The 18,765-nt window shown below is 66.5% G+C and carries 16 protein-coding genes; 6 read left to right on the top strand and 10 right to left on the bottom strand.

All coding sequences use genetic code 11. The annotated features are described in order from the left end of the window. Positions 1–4: 4 nt before the first annotated feature. A complete protein-coding gene (locus IEW19_RS01835; protein WP_188569969.1) occupies positions 5–1,375 on the bottom strand; it encodes a UDP-glucose dehydrogenase family protein in 1,371 nt (456 codons plus the stop codon). After that, positions 1,372–2,529, bottom strand: a complete 1,158-nt coding sequence (locus IEW19_RS01830; protein ID WP_188569968.1) for a glycosyltransferase family 4 protein — start codon at positions 2,527–2,529, stop codon at positions 1,372–1,374. Before IEW19_RS01830 ends, IEW19_RS01835 begins: the two co-directional genes overlap by 4 nt. A 260-nt stretch (positions 2,530–2,789) precedes the next feature. On the opposite strand from IEW19_RS01830, the gene IEW19_RS01825 reads away from it, so the two are divergent. Further along, positions 2,790–3,644: a DUF2382 domain-containing protein gene (locus tag IEW19_RS01825; RefSeq protein ID WP_188569967.1), complete on the top strand. Its 855-nt coding sequence runs from the start codon at positions 2,790–2,792 to the stop codon at positions 3,642–3,644. A gap of 437 nt (positions 3,645–4,081) precedes the next feature. After that, entirely contained in the window at positions 4,082–5,398 is a 1,317-nt protein-coding gene (locus IEW19_RS01820) for a cell division protein PerM (RefSeq protein ID WP_188569966.1), read from the top strand. 14 nt (positions 5,399–5,412) lie between these two features. On the opposite strand, the gene IEW19_RS01815 is transcribed toward IEW19_RS01820, so the two are convergent. Beyond that, positions 5,413–5,844, bottom strand: coding sequence for a hypothetical protein (locus IEW19_RS01815; RefSeq protein WP_188569965.1), 432 nt, complete (start codon positions 5,842–5,844; stop codon positions 5,413–5,415). 39 nt (positions 5,845–5,883) lie between these two features. Between IEW19_RS01815 and purN the strand changes: the two genes are divergently transcribed. Both purN and IEW19_RS01805 read left to right on the top strand, forming a co-directional pair. Next, on the top strand, positions 5,884–6,465 hold the full coding sequence (gene purN / locus IEW19_RS01810) for a phosphoribosylglycinamide formyltransferase (protein WP_188569964.1): 582 nt from the start codon (positions 5,884–5,886) through the stop codon (positions 6,463–6,465). 271 nt (positions 6,466–6,736) lie between these two features. Continuing rightward, on the top strand, positions 6,737–7,549 hold the full coding sequence (locus IEW19_RS01805) for a DUF559 domain-containing protein (protein ID WP_229748251.1): 813 nt from the start codon (positions 6,737–6,739) through the stop codon (positions 7,547–7,549). Between the two features lie 72 nt (positions 7,550–7,621). Here IEW19_RS01805 and IEW19_RS01800 read toward each other — a convergent pair whose 3' ends face one another. Continuing rightward, positions 7,622–8,974: an MFS transporter gene (locus IEW19_RS01800; RefSeq protein WP_188569962.1), complete on the bottom strand. Its 1,353-nt coding sequence runs from the start codon at positions 8,972–8,974 to the stop codon at positions 7,622–7,624. 142 nt (positions 8,975–9,116) lie between these two features. On the opposite strand from IEW19_RS01800, the gene purH reads away from it, so the two are divergent. Next, positions 9,117–10,802, top strand: a complete 1,686-nt coding sequence (gene purH, locus IEW19_RS01795) for a bifunctional phosphoribosylaminoimidazolecarboxamide formyltransferase/IMP cyclohydrolase (RefSeq protein WP_188569961.1) — start codon at positions 9,117–9,119, stop codon at positions 10,800–10,802. A gap of 66 nt (positions 10,803–10,868) precedes the next feature. On the opposite strand, the gene IEW19_RS01790 is transcribed toward purH, so the two are convergent. Then, positions 10,869–11,042: a hypothetical protein gene (locus IEW19_RS01790; protein ID WP_188569960.1), complete on the bottom strand. Its 174-nt coding sequence runs from the start codon at positions 11,040–11,042 to the stop codon at positions 10,869–10,871. Continuing rightward, on the bottom strand, positions 11,026–11,994 hold the full coding sequence (locus tag IEW19_RS01785) for a trypsin-like serine peptidase (RefSeq protein WP_188569959.1): 969 nt from the start codon (positions 11,992–11,994) through the stop codon (positions 11,026–11,028). Before IEW19_RS01785 ends, IEW19_RS01790 begins: the two co-directional genes overlap by 17 nt. Before the next feature lie 328 nt (positions 11,995–12,322). Between IEW19_RS01785 and IEW19_RS01780 the strand changes: the two genes are divergently transcribed. Then, the gene (locus tag IEW19_RS01780; RefSeq protein ID WP_188569958.1) at positions 12,323–14,542 is read left to right on the top strand and encodes an NADP-dependent isocitrate dehydrogenase; all 2,220 of its coding nucleotides are present in this window, start codon (positions 12,323–12,325) and stop codon (positions 14,540–14,542) included. Between the two features lie 96 nt (positions 14,543–14,638). Here IEW19_RS01780 and IEW19_RS01775 read toward each other — a convergent pair whose 3' ends face one another. From IEW19_RS01775 to IEW19_RS01760, 4 genes are all read right to left on the bottom strand, one after another. Then, entirely contained in the window at positions 14,639–15,124 is a 486-nt protein-coding gene (locus IEW19_RS01775; RefSeq protein ID WP_229748250.1) for a hypothetical protein, read from the bottom strand. After that, complete coding sequence (locus IEW19_RS01770) at positions 15,121–16,356, bottom strand: serine/threonine-protein kinase (RefSeq protein ID WP_188569957.1); 1,236 nt, start codon at positions 16,354–16,356, stop codon at positions 15,121–15,123. The genes IEW19_RS01775 and IEW19_RS01770 overlap by 4 nt, the downstream gene beginning before the upstream one ends. 285 nt (positions 16,357–16,641) lie before the next feature. Continuing rightward, positions 16,642–17,670 (bottom strand): hypothetical protein, encoded by a 1,029-nt coding sequence (locus tag IEW19_RS01765; RefSeq protein ID WP_188569956.1) that lies wholly within the window; start codon positions 17,668–17,670, stop codon positions 16,642–16,644. An 89-nt stretch (positions 17,671–17,759) separates the two neighbouring features. Then, entirely contained in the window at positions 17,760–18,722 is a 963-nt protein-coding gene (locus tag IEW19_RS01760) for a hypothetical protein (protein WP_229748249.1), read from the bottom strand. Positions 18,723–18,765: the final 43 nt, after the last annotated feature.

Below are 18,765 nucleotides of genomic sequence, written 5' to 3'. Positions count from 1 at the left end.
TGCCTCAGCGTGCGGCGGCTGCCGCAGTCAAGGCGCCGGCGGAAGTGCCGAGCCCCCGCACCACCCAGCCCTGTTCCTGCCAGGCGGCTGCATCCAGCACGTTCCTTGCATCCAGGACCACCCGGCGTCGTACCTGCTGCCCGGCCGCGGCGGGGCACAGCCGCCGGTACTCGTCCCATTCCGTGAGGAGCAGCACGAGTTCAGCGTCCTGCAGTGCCCGCCCCATGGACGCTTCGAAGCGGAGGCGCGGGTAGCGCCGCCACGCAAGGTTCACCGCTTTGGGGTCCGTGACGGTGACGTGTGCTCCGGCAGCGGCCAGCCGGTCTGCCACGTCGAGCGCGGGGGAGTCCCGGATATCGTCGGTGTCTGGCTTGAAGGAGGCCCCGAGGACGGTGATGGAACGTCCTGCCACGGTCCCGCCGCACAGCTCCGCGGCGAGGGCCGCCGTGCGTTCACGCTGGCCGAGGTTCACCGAATCGACAAGCCGCATCCAGTCCTCTACCGCGGGTACGCCCAGTGCCGCTGCCTGGGTGCGGAAGCTGCGGATGTCCTTGGGCAGGCAGCCGCCGCCAAAGCCCAGCCCCGCATGCAGGTACCTGCTGCCGATCCTCGGGTCGAGGCCCATAGCCTCACTGAGCTCGGAGACGTCAGCGCCGGCGGCGTCGCATAGTTCCGCCACGGCATTGATGAAGCTGACCTTGGTGGCCAGGTAGGCGTTGGCGGCCGACTTGATGAGCTCTGCCGTTGCGAAATTGCAGACCAGGCGGGGGATTCCGGCGCTCAGCAGCGGTTCATAGACGGCGTCGAGCGCTGCTGTCACTCCCAGGGGTGCGCCGGAGGCCGGGTTGAAGGCGGCGGGCCGCCCCCCGTCCACGCCGTAGACCAGCCGGTCCGGCACCAGCGAGTCCTTGACGGCGGTGCCCTGCCGCAGGAACTCGGGGTTCCAACCGAGCAGCACGTCGGGCCGCGCCTCCAGAAGGCCGCGAAGCATGTCCACCGTCCCGACAGGCACCGTGGATTTACCTACGACGACGGCGCCCGCGGCCAGGTGCGGCAGCAAGGCAACCGTTGCGGAGACCAGGAAGGTGAGGTCGGCGGCGTCGGACGTCTTGTCCTGCGGCGTTCCCACGCACAGGAAATGCACGTTCGCACCCCTGGCATCCGCCGGGTCGGTGGAAAACAGCAGCCTCCCGGTGTCGCGGCCGTCCCTGAGGAGTTCGTCCAGCCCCGGTTCGTGGAACGGCGCCACACCCTGCGCCAGTTGCTGCACCTTGGCGGGATCCACATCGATGCCCACCACGGTATGCCCCATGGACGCCAGGGTCGCCGCATGGACAGCACCCAGGTAGCCACAGCCGATCACGGATATTTTCACAGTTGCGCCCCCTTGGCGTTGGTTGAGATCGCGGCAACCGGCACCGGCGCGATGACGTCCTTGTAATGCTGGACCAGTTCCGTGCAGAGCGCCGGCCAGGTTCTGCCCTGGACCGATGCGTGTGCTGCCGCGGCAAAGGCCCGGCGTTTGGCGTCGTCACCCATCAGGTCCTGGACCCGGGCGCGCATCGCGGACAGGTCGCCGGGTTCGTAGAGCCATCCGGTGCGTGAATTCTCCACCAGGTCCAAGGGCCCGCCCCGCCCAGTGGCCACCACCGGAACACCCGATGCCATGGCCTCCTGGATGGTCTGGCAAAAGGTTTCGAACTCGCCTGGATGGACGAACAAGTCGAAGGAAGCCACGGCGCGGGCCAGGTCATCGCCACTGAGGAAGCCGGTGAAAACGGCCGCGGGGAGGGCCGCCTCCAAGGCTGCGCGCTGGGGTCCGTCGCCCACAATCACCAGCCTCGTGTTGGGTATTCCAGCGAGGGCGGCCAGGTCTTCCACTTGTTTTTCCACGGCGAGCCTGCCCACGTAGCCGATGATCCGCTCACCGTCCGGGGCAACCGACGCCCGCCAGCCGTCGTCGCGCTTCTCCGGGGAGAACCGCACCGTGTCCACCCCGCGGCGCCACATCCGCACCCGCGGGATGCCCCGGCCGCGCAACTGGTTCAGCGCAAATGTGGAAGGCACCAGGGTGCGGGTGGCCAGCAGGTGGATGTTCTCCACCCGGTTCCAGGCCCAGTTCTCCAGGAAGGGTACGCCGTACCGGCCGGCGTAGCTGGGAACTTCGGTTTGGTAGATCGCCACCGTAGGAATGCCGAGCTGGCTGGCGGCCTGGGCCGCGCGCCAGCCCAGCACGAACGGCGAGGCAAGATGCACCACGTCGGGCGCGTACTCGGCAAGGATTCGCTTGACCCGGTACACACCTCCCAGTGCCACCCGCACGTTCGTGTAGCCGGCCAGCGGGACCGCGGGAAGCCGGTGGACCTCTGCGCCCTTGACTCGGACAGGTTCCTCCCCGTCATGGGAGGACGGGGCAATGACCAGGACGTCGTCGCCCCGCTCCTGGAGATGGTCCAAGACCCGCAGGATGGAGTGGGTGACGCCGTTCATCAACGGCAAAAATGATTCGGCCACGATTGCGATCCTCACCCCTCAACCGTGGGCGTCCTCCTTGAAATGGCGGGGGAAAAAGCGTTACCCGGAGAAGAAGCCAGGGTGAACAGCTGGCCCGGCCGCCAAAAAAAATTACTAAGTAGGCTTGGCATTCGATGCTAAGCATGCTTACGGTAGTGGGGCGGTCAGCGCAGAGCCTCAAGCAGCCGGGGCGGAAGCCGGGAGCCGGGCACAAGCCCCCATCCAGGTCATCCATTGCTGGCAGACCCAGTGCAAAGACAATCCAAGGAGACGTCATGCTAAACAGGGAAAACCTTGAAAACCTGCTCACCAAGGGCGGCCATGTCGTCGGTTCCGACGGCACGAAGATTGGTTCAGTCGGGCAGCTGTACGCAGACGACGACACGGGTGAGCCCACATGGGTCACCGTCAAGACGGGACTTTTCGGCACTTCGGAGTCTTTCGTGCCGGTTGAAGGTGCACATAACCAGGGCGAAGACCTGGTGGTTCCCTTCACCAAGGAGCACGTCAAGGACGCTCCCCGGGTGGATGCCGACGGCCACCTCACTCCTGAGGAAGAGGACCGGCTGTACACGTACTACGACCGTGGAGCCCGGACCTACACTGAGGCCCAGTCCGGCACTGCCGGGGACGTCGACCGCCAAGGCGACGCCGACCTGAACGCAGGCACCCCCACCGCCGGTCTCGGTGGCGGCCGCGATACCTCCGACCGCGACACCACCCGCGGAGCGGTCGGCCACGACACCTCCGGCCCCACCACCGACGACGCCATGACGCGGTCCGAGGAACAGCTGCACGTGGGCAAGGAACGTGAGGCCAGCGGCCGGGCAAGGCTGCGCAAGTACGTCACCACCGAGAACGTCACCAAGACCATTCCGGTGGAGCGCGAAGAAGTCCGCATCGAGCGTGAGCCCATCACGGACGCCAACCGCGGAGCGGCCCACGACGGACCTGCAATCAGCGAAGAAGAGCACGAGGTGGTCCTCCACGAGGAGCGCCCCGTAGTGGAAAAGGAAGCCGTTCCGGTGGAGCGGGTCCGGCTGGACAAGGACGTTGTCCGCGACGATGTCACGGTCAACGAGGAAGTCCGCAAGGAGAACATCGAAACAGACGGCGATACCCGCCGCTGATCGGGGCTGGGGTTCCGGCCCCAGTTCCGCGGGCAGGCTGACTGAAGCAGCGGCCCTGACACGGTGAACGGCGCCGGGAGCCTACTTGGAGGCTCCCGGCGCCGCACTGTTTTAAACGCTGGTGCAGCCGCGCTGATAGCGGTGACTGCACCAGCCAGTAGGACGAATATCTTCAGAACTTACGGTTCATCTCTCATTCGCGGCTCCTGTTTTCCCGGTTTACGGAATCCGGGTCCTCGGCTGGCGCTGATCATGTCTGGCGGCCAGCAGAAATCGCACTACGTCCTCGGCGGGGCGGTGGGTGTTGGTTTCTACCAATTTTACGGCGCGGCTGGGGAAAAAGCGCCGGATCCCGGGGTATCCGATTGTTGATCGGTGCCGCCGCGGAGCCTGTCGTTCGCGGGGACGGCGCACCCGGCGTGACACCATGGAACACGATGAAACTGCGCGCTGATCAGACCGGAAACCGTGGCCTTCCCATGCCTTTGTGGCTGCAGGGTGCCCTCGAAGCGGCGCAGGCGGCCATCATTTCCGCGCTGATGGTAGTGGCGCCCATCGTGGCTGTCTGGGCCACGGCGGGTTTCATGAACGGGCAGTTCGAGGTCCTGGCACGGCTGGCTGGGCAGTCATGGCTCCTGGTCCACGGCGTACCGCTGCAGCTTGCGGGAGCCGGGCCGGAGCCGGCCACCCATGGCGGCTCGGGCGTCCTGAGCCTGACCCCCATGGGCCTGACCGTGATTCCGTTCCTCCTGGCGTGGCGCGCAGGCCGCAGGCTGGCCCGCGCCTCCTACACGGACCAGCTGTGGCAGGCGCTGCTGGGATCGTGGGCGGTCTACGCGGCGTTCGGCGCCGCCACGGGGTTCGTATGCCGCAGCGCCGACGTCGTCATCAACCTTTGGTACGCCATGCTGGTTCCCTTGGTTCCGTTTGGGCTCGGCATGGTGGTGGGTGCGCGAAGGGAGGCAGGCTCCTGGAGCCGGCTGATCGGCGTCGACGCCGTGGACTGGATCTCGCGCACCAGCCAGCATTCCCGGTGGGCGGGGTCGTACTTCGCGTCTGCTGCCAAGGCCGGCTTCGTGGCCGTGGCTTCCGCCCTCACCCTGGCCGCAGCGCTGCTGGCGGTTGACCTGTTCATCCACTGGAACCTCGTGGTGTCCGTTTACGAAGGGCTCGACGCCGGCCCCGTGGGAGGTGCCGCCCTCACCATCGCGCAGCTTGGCTTCCTGCCCAACCTCGTGGTCTTTGCCCTCGCATGGACATCCGGCGCGGGCTTCGCCGTGGGGGTGGGCTCCCAGGCGGGTCCGCTGGGCACCGCCGTGGGGCCGCTGCCGTCCATCCCGGTCCTGGCGGCCATCCCGTCAGGGTCCCTGGACTACGCCTTCGTGGCCCTGATCGTTCCCGTCCTGGCAGGGGTCATGGCGGGCTGGTGGTTCCTCCGGGAAGGGGAGAACCACTTCGACGAGTGGCTCTCCATCAAGGTCCGCGCCCGCTGGTTCACGGCAAGCGTCTCCACCCTGGTGCTGGGCGTGCTCGGCGGGCTGGCCGCCGGACTGCTGACCGTGTGCCTGGCCTGGCTTGCCAGGGGCTCAGCCGGCCTTGGCCGCCTGACCGCCATCGGGCCCGACCCGCTATGGACGGGACTCTGGGTGGCTGCCGAGGTGGGTGCCGGCGTCGTCATCGGTTACGCCGCCGGACCGTGGCTGGAACGCGAGAAAACCGGGTCCGTGGAACAGGACGCGGAACTGGTCCACTAGGACCGCGCCCGCGCCTAGCGGACCTTCGTGGGCAGTACATCCTGGAACTGCACCATGCACGCATGGGTGGCCCGGTCCGTCAGCGCCCGCCCCACGCAGGCCTGGTACTCACGCACCTGGTCAAACAGGACCATGGTGGTTGCAATCAGCAGCACCATGACAGCGGCGACCACCAGCCCGGAAATGGTGCCAAAGAGAACCAGCTTGGATTCCTTCAACCGCACCGCCCGTACCAGCAGGACAATCCCCAGGACCACCCCCGCGGCGGTAAGCACCGTTGTCAGCCAGAGGTAGCCAACGTCCAGCTGGTATACGAAGAAGGCCCCGAGCACCGAGACCACAAACATCCGGAACAGGGTGTGGGTCTTGGCGAGGGAGGTCTTAGCCGCCTCGCTGAGCGCGGGTCTGACCTGCTGCTGCCCGCTGCGGCCCGGTTCGCTGTTCATGTTTTCCAGCGTACGCGAGCCTGCACCTAAGCTGGACCAATGCGCATCGTCGTCCTCGTCTCCGGAACCGGATCCAATCTCCAGGCAGTCATCGACGCCGTCCATGCGGGGGAGCTCGACGTGGAAATCGCAGCGGTAGGCGCCGACCGCGAGGGGACCTACGGCGTCGAACGCTCAGCCGCGGCCGGCATCCCCACCTTCGTGGTGGACTTCAAGGCCTACCCGGACCGTGCCGACTGGAATGCCGCGCTGACCGGGGCCGTGGCCGCCTACAAGCCGGACGTGGTGGTCTCCTCCGGCTTCATGCGGATTGTCAGCCCGGGCTTTATCGACGCGTTCAATGGCAGGTATCTCAACACGCACCCGGCGCTGCTCCCGGCATTCCCCGGTGCCCACGGCGTGCGGGACGCGATGGCGTACGGCGTGAAGGTGACGGGCTGCACGGTGCACTGGGCCGACGCAGGCGTGGACACCGGGCCCATCATCGCCCAGGCGGCCGTGACCATCGAGGACTCCGACACCGAGGAAACCCTCCACGAACGCATCAAGGTGGTGGAGCGCCGGCTCCTGGTCTCCACGCTGGCCGCGCTCGCCGCAGCCCCCGCGTTCACTGCCTCCTAGCCCGCGCCTGCCCAACTAGGTAGCGCCAGGTGTCGTTTTGACCCCTCAAAACGACAGTTGACGCTACCTACATCGCATCAGCTGACAAACCCTGTGGATAACTTTCAGTAGGGGCCGCTCGGGCTGCCACCATGGGCTAATGAAGGTTCCCAGCCGCTTGCCCGGACAGTTTGCTTCCTTGCCATTCACGTTTCAGGAAGCAGCCGACGCCGGTATCAGCCGCCGCAGGCTCCGTCACCAGGGGCTGCAGCGGCCAAGCAGGGGAGTCCGGGTGCCGGACTCCTGCAGCCAGGACGATTTGGCTGCTTGCATCCGGCCCTACACCAAGGTGACGGAATCGGCTGCAGCTTCCCATGCATCCGCTTTCCTACTTTGGCAGTTTCCCGGATTCCTGCCCGGCAGCGACGAACGCCTGCTTCACATTTCCCGTCCGGACACCGTTGCCATCGTCCGTCGACCCGGGGTGAGGGGACACCGTGGGCAGTTCTTCGACGATGAGATTGTCAGCCATCAGGGCCTGCTGGTCACGTCGCGGGTTCGAACGTGGCTGGATTGCTCCCGCAAGATGGGCATCGAGGAGTTAACCGTTGTGGCGGACCATTTGATCCGATGGCCACGCCCGGATTTCGAGGGCAGATCCGAGCCCTACGCAACGCTTGAGGACCTGGCGGAGATGCTGGACAGGCACAAGGGAACACCGGGAATACGGAAAGCGCGTCTCGCCCTTGATCTCGCCAGGGTTGGAGCTGACTCCCCGCAGGAAACCAGGCTGCGGCTGGCTCTGGAATACGCGGGCCTGCCCGAACCCCTGCTGAACGTGCCCACGAAGCTGGCCGACGGCGTCGTACGCCAACCTGACTTGGGCTATTCGGAACAAAAGGTCGCCGTGGAGTACGACGGCGAGGGGCATTCGGAAGCGATGCAAATTGTGCGGGACATCACCCGCGAAGAAGATTTCGATCGTGCAGGTTGGCTTCTTGTGAGGATTTCCAAACACCACATGGAGAATGACGCGAAGCGCGCCGTGGCCAAGGTGAGACGGATGCTGCTATCACGAGGCTGGTCACCGCAGAGTCAAAACTAGGTAGCGCCAGGTGTCGTTCTGAGGGCTCAGAACGACACCTGGCGCTACCTAGTTGGGAGGGGGAGGGGGCGGCTACTGCAGGCGGCGCTGCCGGGTCTCAGGGGAGAAGAACGCCATCCACAGCACGGACACGAGCACCAAGGCCCCGGCCAGCGCGAACGAGGTGGCCAGCCCGAGTACGGGCCAGAAGTAGCTGGCGAAGATCAGTGGCCCAAAGCCTGCCCCCAGCCGGGAGAACGTGGACGCCCAGCCGAACCCGGTGCCCCGCAGCTCGGTGGGGTAGAGCTCGGACACATAGGCATAGAGCACCGGAATGGCCACCTGCACCACGAACCCGAACGCCAGCAGCCAAAACACGGCAGCCGTGGGGATGTCCACCACGAACGCCACGATCACCAGGGTCAGCGCAGCGAGCGGACCGGTGATGGCAAGGATCCATTTGCGACCCACCCGCTCCACCAGGAGGGCTGCCACCACCACGCCCAGGAATCCGACGGCGGCCATGGAGGCGGTGGTGATGAACGCCTTGTACTCGGCGAAACCGGCGCCGATGAGGATCCTCGGCATCCATGTCAGGGACAGGTAGTAGACCAGAAGGATGCTGAAAAACAGGGACCAGGCGGCAGTGGTGATCTTCCAGTTGAACTGCCACACCGAGCGCAGCTGGGTCCAGGCGCTGCCGGCGGACAGCCTCGGGACGTCCCTGGCATCGGGAAGGCTGTACGCGCGGGGTTCTGCTCCGGTGGCTTCCACCAGCCCGTCAATGATCCTGGCGGCTTCCTCCCGCCGGCCTTTCCGGATCAGGAACAGGGGGGACTCCGGCACGCTGCGCCGGATCCAGAAGACCAGCAGGGCAGGCAGCACCATCACCAGCATGGTCAGGTGCCAGTCGCCGGAGAGGGCCACCAATCCGGCCGACACAAACCCTGCCAGGGCGGCGCCTACCGGCCACCAACCGTCCATGGCAGTCAACACCTTGCCGCGCTGCTTGCGCGGGGTGAATTCACCCACCAGTGCGTAATCCACTGGAATGCAGCCGCCCAGGCCGAACCCGGCCATGAAACGGAAGATGCAGAACCAGATGAAGTCGGGGGCGAACGCGCCCAGGACCGTAAATACGGAGAACAGCAGCAGGGTGGCAGTGAAGGCCTTCTTGCGCCCCACGGTGTCCGCGATGGTTCCCCAGACGAAGGCGCCCAGGGCCATGCCGATCAGGTTCGCGGTGCCCACCCAGGCCGCCTCCCCGGCGGAGAGCGACCAGTGCTTGGACAGCAGCGGAATCAGGATGCCGTTCAGGGTCACGTCCCAGGCATCGAACATGAAGCCGAGGCCGCCGATCAGGAAGATCCTGCCCTGGACTTTCCATCGCCAGGGTAGTTCCTGGACCACCTGTTCGCCGCTGGGCACAGTGGTGTAAGTGTTCATCGCCGCCTCCTGTTGAAACTCTAGCCCGGCACTGCGGCGTTCACACTCCGGCTGACACACGGGGCAACTGCGCCCTTCGCGATAAACTGGCCCTATCCCCACCAACCGCGGCCCTGGTCCGCGAGATAAGACGGAGACATTTGTGAGCTTCACGCAGCATGAGCGCGTATCCATTGACCGTGTACCCATCCGCCGGGCCCTGATCTCGGTCTACGACAAAACCGGCCTGGAGGAGCTCGCGAAGGGCCTGCACGCCGCGGGCGTCAAGCTCGTCTCCACCGGCTCCACGGCCAAGAAGATCGCCGCCGCGGGCATTCCCGTGCAGGAGGTTGAGGAAGTCACCGGTTCGCCCGAGATGCTGGACGGCCGCGTAAAGACGCTGCATCCCCGCGTCCACGGCGGCATTCTGGCGGACCGCCGCGTCCCCGCCCACATGGAAACCCTCGCCAGCATGGACATCGAAGCCTTCGACCTGGTGGTGGTGAACCTCTATCCGTTCGTGGAGACCGTCAAGTCCGGTGCCGCGCAGGACGACGTCGTCGAGCAGATCGACATCGGAGGCCCCGCCATGGTGCGGTCGGCAGCCAAGAACCACGCCGCCGTCGCCATCGTGGTGGACCCCTCCTTCTACGGCCAGGTGGTGGAAGCTGCAGCCGCCGGGGGCTTCGACCTGAAGACGCGCCGCCGCCTCGCCGCCAAGGCGTTCGCGCACACCGCTGCCTACGACAATGCAGTGGCCACCTGGACCGCCAGCCAGTTCCTGGATGAGGACGGCGACGGCGTCATCGACTGGCCTGCCTACGCCGGCCTGTCCCTGGAACGCTCCGAGGTCCTGCGCTACGGCGAGAACCCGCACCAGCAGGCTGCCCTGTACGTGGACAAGGCTGCTCCCGTTGGCATCGCGCAGGCGGACCAGCTGCACGGCAAGGCCATGAGCTACAACAACTTCGTTGACGCCGACGCCGCCCTGCGTGCCGCCTACGACTTCAGCGAACCGGCCGTCGCGATCATCAAGCACGCCAACCCCTGCGGTGTGGCCGTCGGTTCCGCCGACGCCGCGGACCCCATCGCCGACGCCCACGCCAAGGCCCACGCCTGCGATCCCGTCTCCGCGTTTGGCGGCGTCATCGCCGCCAACCGCACCGTCACCGCGCCCATGGCCAACACCGTCAAGGACATCTTCACCGAGGTGGTCATCGCTCCCGGCTTCGAGCCCGAAGCCGTGGAGATCCTCTCCCAAAAGAAGAACATCCGCCTGCTCGCCCTGCCCGAGGGCTACGGCCGCTACCCCACGGAGTTCCGCCAGGTTTCCGGCGGCATGCTGGTCCAGGTCAGCGACAAGGTGGACGCCGACGGCGACAACCCCGCCAACTGGACCCTCGCCGCCGGCGATGCCGCGGATGAGGAGACACTCGCTGACCTCGAATTCGCCTGGACCGCCTGCCGGGCAGCGAAGTCCAACGCGATCCTCCTTGCCGGGAACGGCGCCGCAGTGGGCATCGGCATGGGCCAGGTCAACCGGCTCGATTCCTGCCGCCTGGCCGTGGAGCGGGCCAACACGCTGGGTGTGACGGTGGAATCCGACGTCGACGGTGCCGGCGGTGCCTCCAACGCCAGCGGTGCCGGCGCACCCCAGCGGGCCCGCGGAGCTGTGGCCGCCTCCGACGCGTTCTTCCCGTTCGCCGACGGCCTGCAGATCCTCATCGACGCCGGTGTCCGCGCAGTGGTCCAGCCCGGCGGTTCGGTCCGGGACCAGGAAGTCATCGCTGCCGCCAACGCGGCCGGCATCACCATGTACTTCACCGGCGCCCGGCACTTCTTCCACTGAGCACACCCCAAAACGACGGCGCCCGCCCCCTTCGAAGGGGACGGGCGCCGTCGTCGTGTTGCTGGTTTAGTCCTGGTCGGCCGGGCGGGGGCCGGGCTCCGGGAGCTTGATCTCCCGGGGCTTGGCCTCCGCCATCCGTTCCTTTGTCCAGTACTCCAGGACTTCCTCGGGTGACTGGGTCAGGTCCACGTGGCTGACAGGATCCTCGTCCGGTTCAGGTTTTTTAGGATTTTGCTGCACGCGTGAAGGTGTCCTGGATGACCCTGCCCCAGTACGGCCCGTACATCACGGCGGAGCCCTTGTAGCCGTAGCTGTTGATGGAGTTCTGCACGCCGTCAGAGTCGGTCCCGATGAACCACGGACCGCCCGAAGAACCACCCGTCATGTCGCAGGGAATGCCCTGGGTACCGAACTGGGGGTTGTTGGGATCGGCCGAGGCGGTGCCGGTGCAGCTCCACAGGGACGTGCCGTTGAACGGTGCGGCCTGGGGGTAGCCGTACGACGTGTAGGTGAGGCCGCGTGCCTGGTTGAAGGCCGTGCCTGAGCCGCCGACGACGTCGGTGAGCAGGTCCCCGTTGCTGTCCGGGTTGACCACGGCGAAGCCCGTGTCATAGGTCATGTCGCCGCTGGAAACCCACTGGGTGGGGGCGTACAGGGCCTTGGCGGTCCACTTGCCGTAGGGTGCCGCGCCGTTGTCGTAGGCAGGCACGAAGACGAAGTTGGTGGCGTACGCGCCTGGGCCCTCGTTGACGCAGTGACCGGCTGTGGCTACCGTGCTGCCGTTGGCTGATGTGACGGCGTTGCCGGAGCACACGTAGTTGGCGCCGCCCATGGTGAAGAAGACTTTGCCGATGTGCGACACGGGGTCCTCGCTCTGGGCGATGGTGGGCTTGCCCTTGGTGCCCTTGGTGGAAGAGGGCTTGCCTTTTTCAACGACGGCGGGGCTGGAGCGGTTGCCGCGTTCCAGCGCCTTGCCGGCCAGGGTGTCGCCGGGAACGGCACTCTGCATGCGCTCGGGAGTCCAGTAATCTGCGGCGCCGGCGGCGTTGACCGTGACGCTGGCGACTGACGGGTCTGCGTTCCCGCCGGACGGTGCCGGCGCGGCTGAGGCCCCGCCGGCCGAGGTGAGAGCCAGCACGGTGGCCGCCGAGAAAGTCAGGAGGCCGGAAGCCAAAGACCTGGTGCGTGTCATGGTTGTCCTGTCTGAACGGGTTTGCCCGGGATCGGGAGTGACTTAGCGAATTTATCGTCACCCAACAAGTTTGTACACAGTAATGAGATATCAAAATACCGCCTAAGGACCCTTCCGGTATTCCTTTTTACCCTTTCAATTACGACGACGGACCAGGCACCCCGGTGCGTGCCGCCGTCGGCCGTTCTCTATCGCTGTAATGCTGCCCGCCGCCGGGGTAACGCTGGCACCCCGGTACGGTTCAAAGCCACGTCCTCGGGTAAGTTGTACATGGTGAAATAAGACAGAAATTTCACAACCAAGCCGACCCACAGGGAGACGCCCGCGCATGTCCAAGATTATCTACACCCACACCGACGAAGCGCCGATGCTGGCTACCTATTCGTTCCTGCCCATCATCGAGGCATTCGCTTCGACAGCAGGTGTGGAGGTGGAGACCCGCGACATTTCGCTCGCTGGCCGCATCATTGCCGTGTTCGGTGACTACCTCACCCCGGAGCAACAGATCGCTGATGCCCTTGCTGAACTCGGTGAGCTGGCGAAGACGCCGGAAGCCAACATCATCAAGCTGCCCAACATCAGCGCCTCCATCCCCCAGCTCAAGGCAGCCATCGCCGAGCTGCAGGGACAGGGCTATGCGCTGCCGGACTACCCGGACAACCCGTCCTCCGACGAAGAAACCGCCATCCGCTCGCGCTACGACAAGATCAAGGGATCGGCCGTGAACCCGGTCCTGCGCGAAGGCAACTCGGACCGCCGGGCGCCGTTGTCCGTCAAGAACTACGCGCGCCAGAACCCGCACTCCATGGGTGCCTGGGCCGCCGACTCAAAGACCAACGTGGCAACCATGGGCCAGGACGATTTCCGCTCCAACGAGAAGTCCGTGGTCATCGACTCCAAGGGCACCGTCGCCATCCAGCTGGTCCGCGAGGACGGCTCGGTGAAGGTCCTGAAGAAGGCCTTCCCGGTCCTGGCCGGTGAGGTCATCGACGGCACAGTGATGCGCGCCGCCGCCCTGGACGAATTCCTCAAGGCCCAGGTGGCCCGCGCCAAGGAAGAGGGCGTGCTGTTCTCCGCCCACCTCAAGGCAACCATGATGAAGGTTTCGGACCCCATCATCTTCGGCCACGTCGTGAAGGCCTACTTCGCTGAACTCTTCGAGACCTACGGCAAGCAGCTCTCCGCTGCAGGCATCAGCCCCAACAACGGTCTTGCCGCCATCCTGAGCAGCCTCGAGGACCTCCCGGCGGATGTCCGCGAGGGCGTCCAGAGCCTGATCAAGAAAGGCCTGGAAGACGGCCCGGCCCTGGCCATGGTGGACTCGGACAAGGGCATCACCACCCTGAACGTGCCCAGCGACGTGATCGTTGACGCCTCCATGCCTGCCATGATCCGCAGCTCCGGCCACATGTGGGGCCCTGACGGCAAGGAAGCGGACACCCTGGCCGTCCTGCCCGACAGCTCCTACGCCGGCATCTACCAGGTGGTCATCGATGACTGCCGCGCCAACGGCGCCTACGACCCCACCACCATGGGCACCGTTCCCAACGTGGGCCTCATGGCGCAGGCAGCCGAGGAATACGGCAGCCACGACAAGACGTTCGAGATCCAGGAGGCCGGCACGGTGCAGGTCGTCGACGGAGCGGGCAATGTCCTGATCGAACACGAGGTTTCCGTGGGTGACATCTGGCGCGCCTGCCAGACCAAGGACGCCCCCATCCGCGACTGGGTCAAGCTGGCCGTCACCCGCGCCCGCGCCTCCCAGACTCCCGCCGTGTTCTGGCTGGACGAGGAGCGCGCCCACGACGCCAACCTCATCGGCAAGGTCAACGAGTACCTGAAGGACCACGATACCGAGGGCCTGGACCTCCAGATTCTGTCCCCGGTCAAGGCCATCGCGTTCACCCTTGAGCGCATCCGCAAGGGTGAGGACACCATCTCCGTCACGGGCAACGTACTCCGCGACTACCTCACGGACCTGTTCCCCATCCTGGAACTGGGCACCAGCGCCAAGATGCTCTCGGTGGTTCCGCTGATGAACGGCGGCGGCCTCTTCGAGACCGGTGCCGGCGGCTCCGCCCCCAAGCACGTCCAGCAGCTGCTCAAGGAAAACCACCTCCGCTGGGACAGCCTGGGCGAGTTCCTGGCCCTGGCCGTCAGCTTCGAGCACCTGGCCACCACCACCGGCAATGCCCGCGCCCAGGTCCTGGCCGACACCCTGGACCGCGCCACCGGCACGTTCCTGCTGGAGAACAAGTCGCCCAGCCGCCGCGCCGGCGAGCTGGACAACCGCGGCAGCCACTACTTCCTGGCCCGCTACTGGGCTGAGGAGCTGGCCAAGCAGACGGACGACGCCGACCTGGCCGCCGCGTTCAGCTCGGTCGCCAGTGAGCTTTCCTCCAAGGAGGAGACGATCGTAGGCGAGCTGGCCGAGGTCCAGGGATCACCGGTGGACATCGGAGGCTACTACCGCCCGGAAGACGCCAAGGCCTCCGCTGTGATGCGTCCTTCCGCCACCTTGAACAAGGTCATCGCCAGCCTGGCCTAGCCAGGCGGCTGCTGCCGCAGCTTAGGTCAAAAAGAAGCGGTGCTTCGGTATTTACCGGAGCACCGCTTCTCTGTTTCGCCCTGTGCGGCGGGGGGTTTAGTTCTTGCCTTTGCCTTTGTCGCTGTTTTTGTTGGCGTTTCCGCTGCTGCCGGTGCCTTGGTCTGGTGCCGGCGCAGGCGCTGGCTGGGATGCGGGGGCATTCGCCGTGGGGGGAGCGCTTTGAGCTGCCTGGTCCGCAGCGGCCTTCGCAGCCGCTTGTTGTGCGGCAACGGCTTCGTTGAGGTCTGCCCGGACCGCGGTGGCCACGGTGGTGATGCTGCGACGCCGTTCCTCGGAAACCTGGCCTTTTGCCTGCGCTGCCGAAAGGTCCGCCTCCAGGCCTTCGAGTGCCTTCAGCGCGGACGCCGGATCGTTCTGGGACGACGCCTGGGTTACTTCCAGCAGCCGTGCCTGGAGATGCGTCGCGGCTTCGCGCTGCAGCCCGTTCCCCGGGGCGGCGCATGCATTCAGCAGGGTTCCGGCCAGCAGTGCGGCTGAGCAGGCCAGTAGCACCCGGCCGGGAGCGGCCAGCCGCAGCGTCACGGCGCCACGCTCTTTTGAAGTTCCTGCAGATGGTCGCCCAGGACCCCGGTCACCGTGGGATAAGGGACGACGTCGGCAGGCCGGGCGGAGATGCTCATCATCACCGCAGCTGCGGCTACGGCAGTTACCAGGACGCCGAGTACCACGGCCAGCCAGGTCCGCCGGCTCCACGACAGGCGGGGCTTGTTGGGGGCCCTGGCCGCGGATGGGCGGGCGGCCGTGGCGGGAGCAGGGGCAGATGACGCAGGAGCGCCCGCCCCTGCAGCTGCGGCTGCCTCCCGCACCGCGTCCACCGATTCTTCGGCAGTGATGGAGGGAGGGTGGAAGGGCATGGCGGGCAGCACGCGGGTGGTTTCAGGCGCCAGTTCTCCAGGCGTCGAGGCCGGGGAGACCAGGGCCTGGCGAAGTGCCGTCTCAATGTCCGCCGCCGCTGGCCGTTCCAGCGGCTCGATGGCAGTCATGGAACGGATGAGGTCGGCCCACTCGGAGGGAACGTCGTCGGGAATCTCCGGGGCACGGTGGAGCCGGGCAACTGCTGATTCCACCGCACTGCCGGGGTACTCCACGGAGCCTTTGATGCACTCCAGCAGTACCAGTCCCAGGGAGTAGATGTCCGTGGCGGAGGACAGGGGCTTGCCGAGGGCCTGCTCGGGGCTGAGGTAGGCGGCGGTACCCACCATGGTGCCCGTCGCCGTGAGCCGGGTGGAATCCACGATCCTGGCGATGCCAAAATCGGTAAGCTTGGGACGCAGCGGCTCGCCCGGGCGGATCTGGACCAGGAGGATGTTTCCCGGTTTGATGTCCCGGTGGATGATGCCCAGGCCATGCACGTAGGCCAAGGCATCGGCGATGCCGGCGCCGATGACGGACAGCTCTTCCAGTGGCACCCGGCTGTGCCGGATGCGGCTGCGCAGGTCTTGGCCTTCCACGAGTTCCATGGTCAGGAACGGCCGGGGCTCGTCCGGCAGGCGGTCGTCGATGCCGGCGTCGAAGAGCGTCACCAGGCCGGGGTGGTTCAGCGTCGCAAGAAGCCGGATTTCGGCTTCCTGCCGCTTGAGTTCATCCGCGTCCGGAGCCTGTGGGGCGAAGAGCTTCAACGCCACGTCGCGGCCCAGATTTTCGTCACGCGCAGAGTACACCGACGACATTCCGCCGCGGCCTATTACTTCACCCATACGGTAGCGACCGCCGACAACTTCATTCTTGATGGAGCTAGGCGATTCCGCCACCATGACCGTTCCTCCCGGTGCGCTGCGGCACTGTCGTACCTCAAATTATACGGGCGGTATGGCGGAACCAGCGATTGACCTAGGCTTTCGCGTTGCGACATGCCGACGGCCCGGCGGCGATTTTCTTACACCTTCGCCGCCGGACCACTGGCTACAAGGACATGTGTGCTGATGACATGTTTTGTACTGTTGCTTCGTTGTGGGGCTGCTGTCCTCCTTCCGTCGGCCCGCTGGCCGCTGCCGCTTCAGGCGCGCATGTGTGGGCGGTTACAGTTCTGCCTTGTGGTTCTAGGACACCTTGCGCTTCCGGAGCATCAGGAGTCCGGCGGCCAGGATCAGCAGGGCCAGCGGAACCAGCGATCCGTCCCAGCCCGTGTTGGCGAGGCCGGTGTGGGCACCGCCTGTGTTGGCCAGGGAAGAGCTGCCGCTGGCCGCGGTGCGGCCCGGTGCCTTCACGGTGGCGATGGCACCGCTGACTGCCCTGGAGCCGGCGGGTGCTGCAGAGAAGCCGCCCGTGCCGGCGTTCACGCCTGTCGAGCCGTCGCCGGTGGTGCTGCCGTCGCTGCCGGCAGTGTTGTCAGAACCCGGGGTCCCGGCTCCCGGATCAGTGGCGCCTGGATCAAGGGTGCCGGTGTCTCCGGTGGTGCCGTCACCGGGGTTGCTGCTACCCGGATCGGAAGTACCCGGGGTGTCCGTGCTGGCATCACCGAGCCCGATACCGAGGTCAACGCCAAAATCGGCAACGGCATCCAGGCCGCCGCTGCCCGCAGTTCCGGTGCCCAGTCCGGGGGCCGCGTTGGCGTCGACGGCACCTGCGGTGTCGCCATTGGTGACGCCGCCGAGGCCGAGGTTGAGGTCTGCGGCGGTTGCCAGGTTGGTGGTGCCGGTGGTTGCAGGGTCAGTGGTGCTGCCGAGGCCGAGGTTGAGGTCTGCGGCGGTTGCCAGGTTGGTGGCACCAGTGGTGGCGGGATCCGTGGTGGGCGCGGTGCCCAGCCCGAGGGCCGCGTTGGCGTCGACGGCGAGGTTCGCCGTGGTGCCGTTTGTGGTGCTGGTGGCCGCCGTAGCAGGGGCAGCGATGCCGCCGAGGCCAACGTTAGCGTTTGCTGCGGCGGCGACGCCCGCGGATCCGGCAGGCGTTGGGTCACCCAGCAGGCCCAACGACGTCGAATTAGCGGGTGCCGCCGCCGAGATGAGGGCGGAAGCGGAAAGGTCCGTCCCGCTGGTGGTGTCCGCCGCGTTGGCGGCAGCGCAGCCGAAGGCCAACAGGCCGCCGGCAAAGAGGGTGCTAAGCAGCCCCCTGCGAAGGGTGCAGTTCATGGTGGTTACTCCTGGAAAGTTGAGGTGTTCGGGCGCTGATCAGCTGCCCGTAGGGCCACGTGCTGCCCGGAAAGGACAGACGGCCTCAACTAGTCAGGGGAAGAACCGGGGTCGAATGACACCGGCGCAGGGGCGTGCTCAGAGGTGTCGCCGGCGGCAACAGCACCGGGACGTTCAAAGCCAAAGTCGAAGGGGCTAAGCCACGCGGCCGCACCCGGCGAGCCGCCCGATGATCCGCCGCCGCCCGTGTCGGATCCCGGGGCTGCAGGAGCCTGGGCAGGCAGCGGCGCCGGGTCAACGGGAAGGGGCTGCTCCGAAGCGGGATCATTGAGCACGGGCACGGCAGGCCCATGGGCAGCCGTGCCCGCCAGGGCTGAAGCGCCCGCGGGTGCCAGGCTTGGGTCGTAGCTGCCAGTCCCTGCGCTGGTCAACTGCGGTGCAGCCCGGTCAGGTTCCGGGGCGGGTTCGACAGCGTCCGTGGTTGCTTCCCGGGCGGCAGGCTGAGAGTCTGCGGGAGCAGCGGTCGCCATGGCAGGAAGTTCCGCTTGCACGGCATCTGCGGGTAGGACGGGCAACGGAGCGGTGCCCGTCAGAAGATCATCAACCGGGCGGAGCGCCGGCTCGAGTACCGGAACGGCCTCGGTTGCCGGGGTTACAACAGCCTCTGCCACGCCGGCCGTCACGCCATCGAAGGCCTCCGCAAGGGGAGCGGCGACATACGAGACAGTTCCCGCCGGAACCACCGGGTCCACCACTGGAACTGTGGCAATGAGGTTGTCGGCCAGCCCGGAAACCTGGGTTACTTGAGGCTGCAGCAGCCCGGGCGCTGCGGCCGGTGCGGCCGGGGAGGCAGCAGGAGCCGGTGAAACCGTGTCCGGAAGATTTTGGGTCAGGGTCGAAACCGAACTGGTAGCGCTGCCGGGAAGGGACGAGGAGTCCGGTCCGATATCGGCGGCTGCAGCCGTGGACGAAAGCGTCAACCAGGTTGCTGCGGCGGCCCCGGCAAGGAGTGCCGGGCGCAAGGCACGCCATGGCGAACTCAGTCGAGCCATGCATACCACCCCCAGTGACCGGTGCATTCAATGGTGGCTAAAG

This window comes from Arthrobacter liuii, from assembly GCF_014639275.1.
Taxonomy (GTDB): Bacteria; Actinomycetota; Actinomycetes; order Actinomycetales; family Micrococcaceae; genus Arthrobacter; species Arthrobacter liuii.
This window is presented reverse-complemented; position numbering and strand designations above follow the sequence as displayed.

Bases quoted from the DNA above. Each gene is read 5' to 3' on its own strand.
- IEW19_RS01825 (WP_188569967.1), top strand. From the start codon at position 2,790: ATGCTAAACAGGGAAAACCTTGAAAACCTGCTCACCAAGGGCGGCCAT.
- IEW19_RS01820 (WP_188569966.1), top strand. From the start codon at position 4,082: ATGAAACTGCGCGCTGATCAGACCGGAAACCGTGGCCTTCCCATGCCT.
- IEW19_RS01815 (WP_188569965.1), bottom strand. From the start codon at position 5,844: ATGAACAGCGAACCGGGCCGCAGCGGGCAGCAGCAGGTCAGACCCGCG.
- purN (WP_188569964.1), top strand. From the start codon at position 5,884: ATGCGCATCGTCGTCCTCGTCTCCGGAACCGGATCCAATCTCCAGGCA.
- IEW19_RS01800 (WP_188569962.1), bottom strand. From the start codon at position 8,974: ATGAACACTTACACCACTGTGCCCAGCGGCGAACAGGTGGTCCAGGAA.
- IEW19_RS01785 (WP_188569959.1), bottom strand. From the start codon at position 11,994: ATGACACGCACCAGGTCTTTGGCTTCCGGCCTCCTGACTTTCTCGGCG.
- IEW19_RS01780 (WP_188569958.1), top strand. From the start codon at position 12,323: ATGTCCAAGATTATCTACACCCACACCGACGAAGCGCCGATGCTGGCT.
- IEW19_RS01770 (WP_188569957.1), bottom strand. From the start codon at position 16,356: ATGGTGGCGGAATCGCCTAGCTCCATCAAGAATGAAGTTGTCGGCGGT.
- IEW19_RS01765 (WP_188569956.1), bottom strand. From the start codon at position 17,670: ATGAACTGCACCCTTCGCAGGGGGCTGCTTAGCACCCTCTTTGCCGGC.
- IEW19_RS01760 (WP_229748249.1), bottom strand. From the start codon at position 18,722: ATGGCTCGACTGAGTTCGCCATGGCGTGCCTTGCGCCCGGCACTCCTT.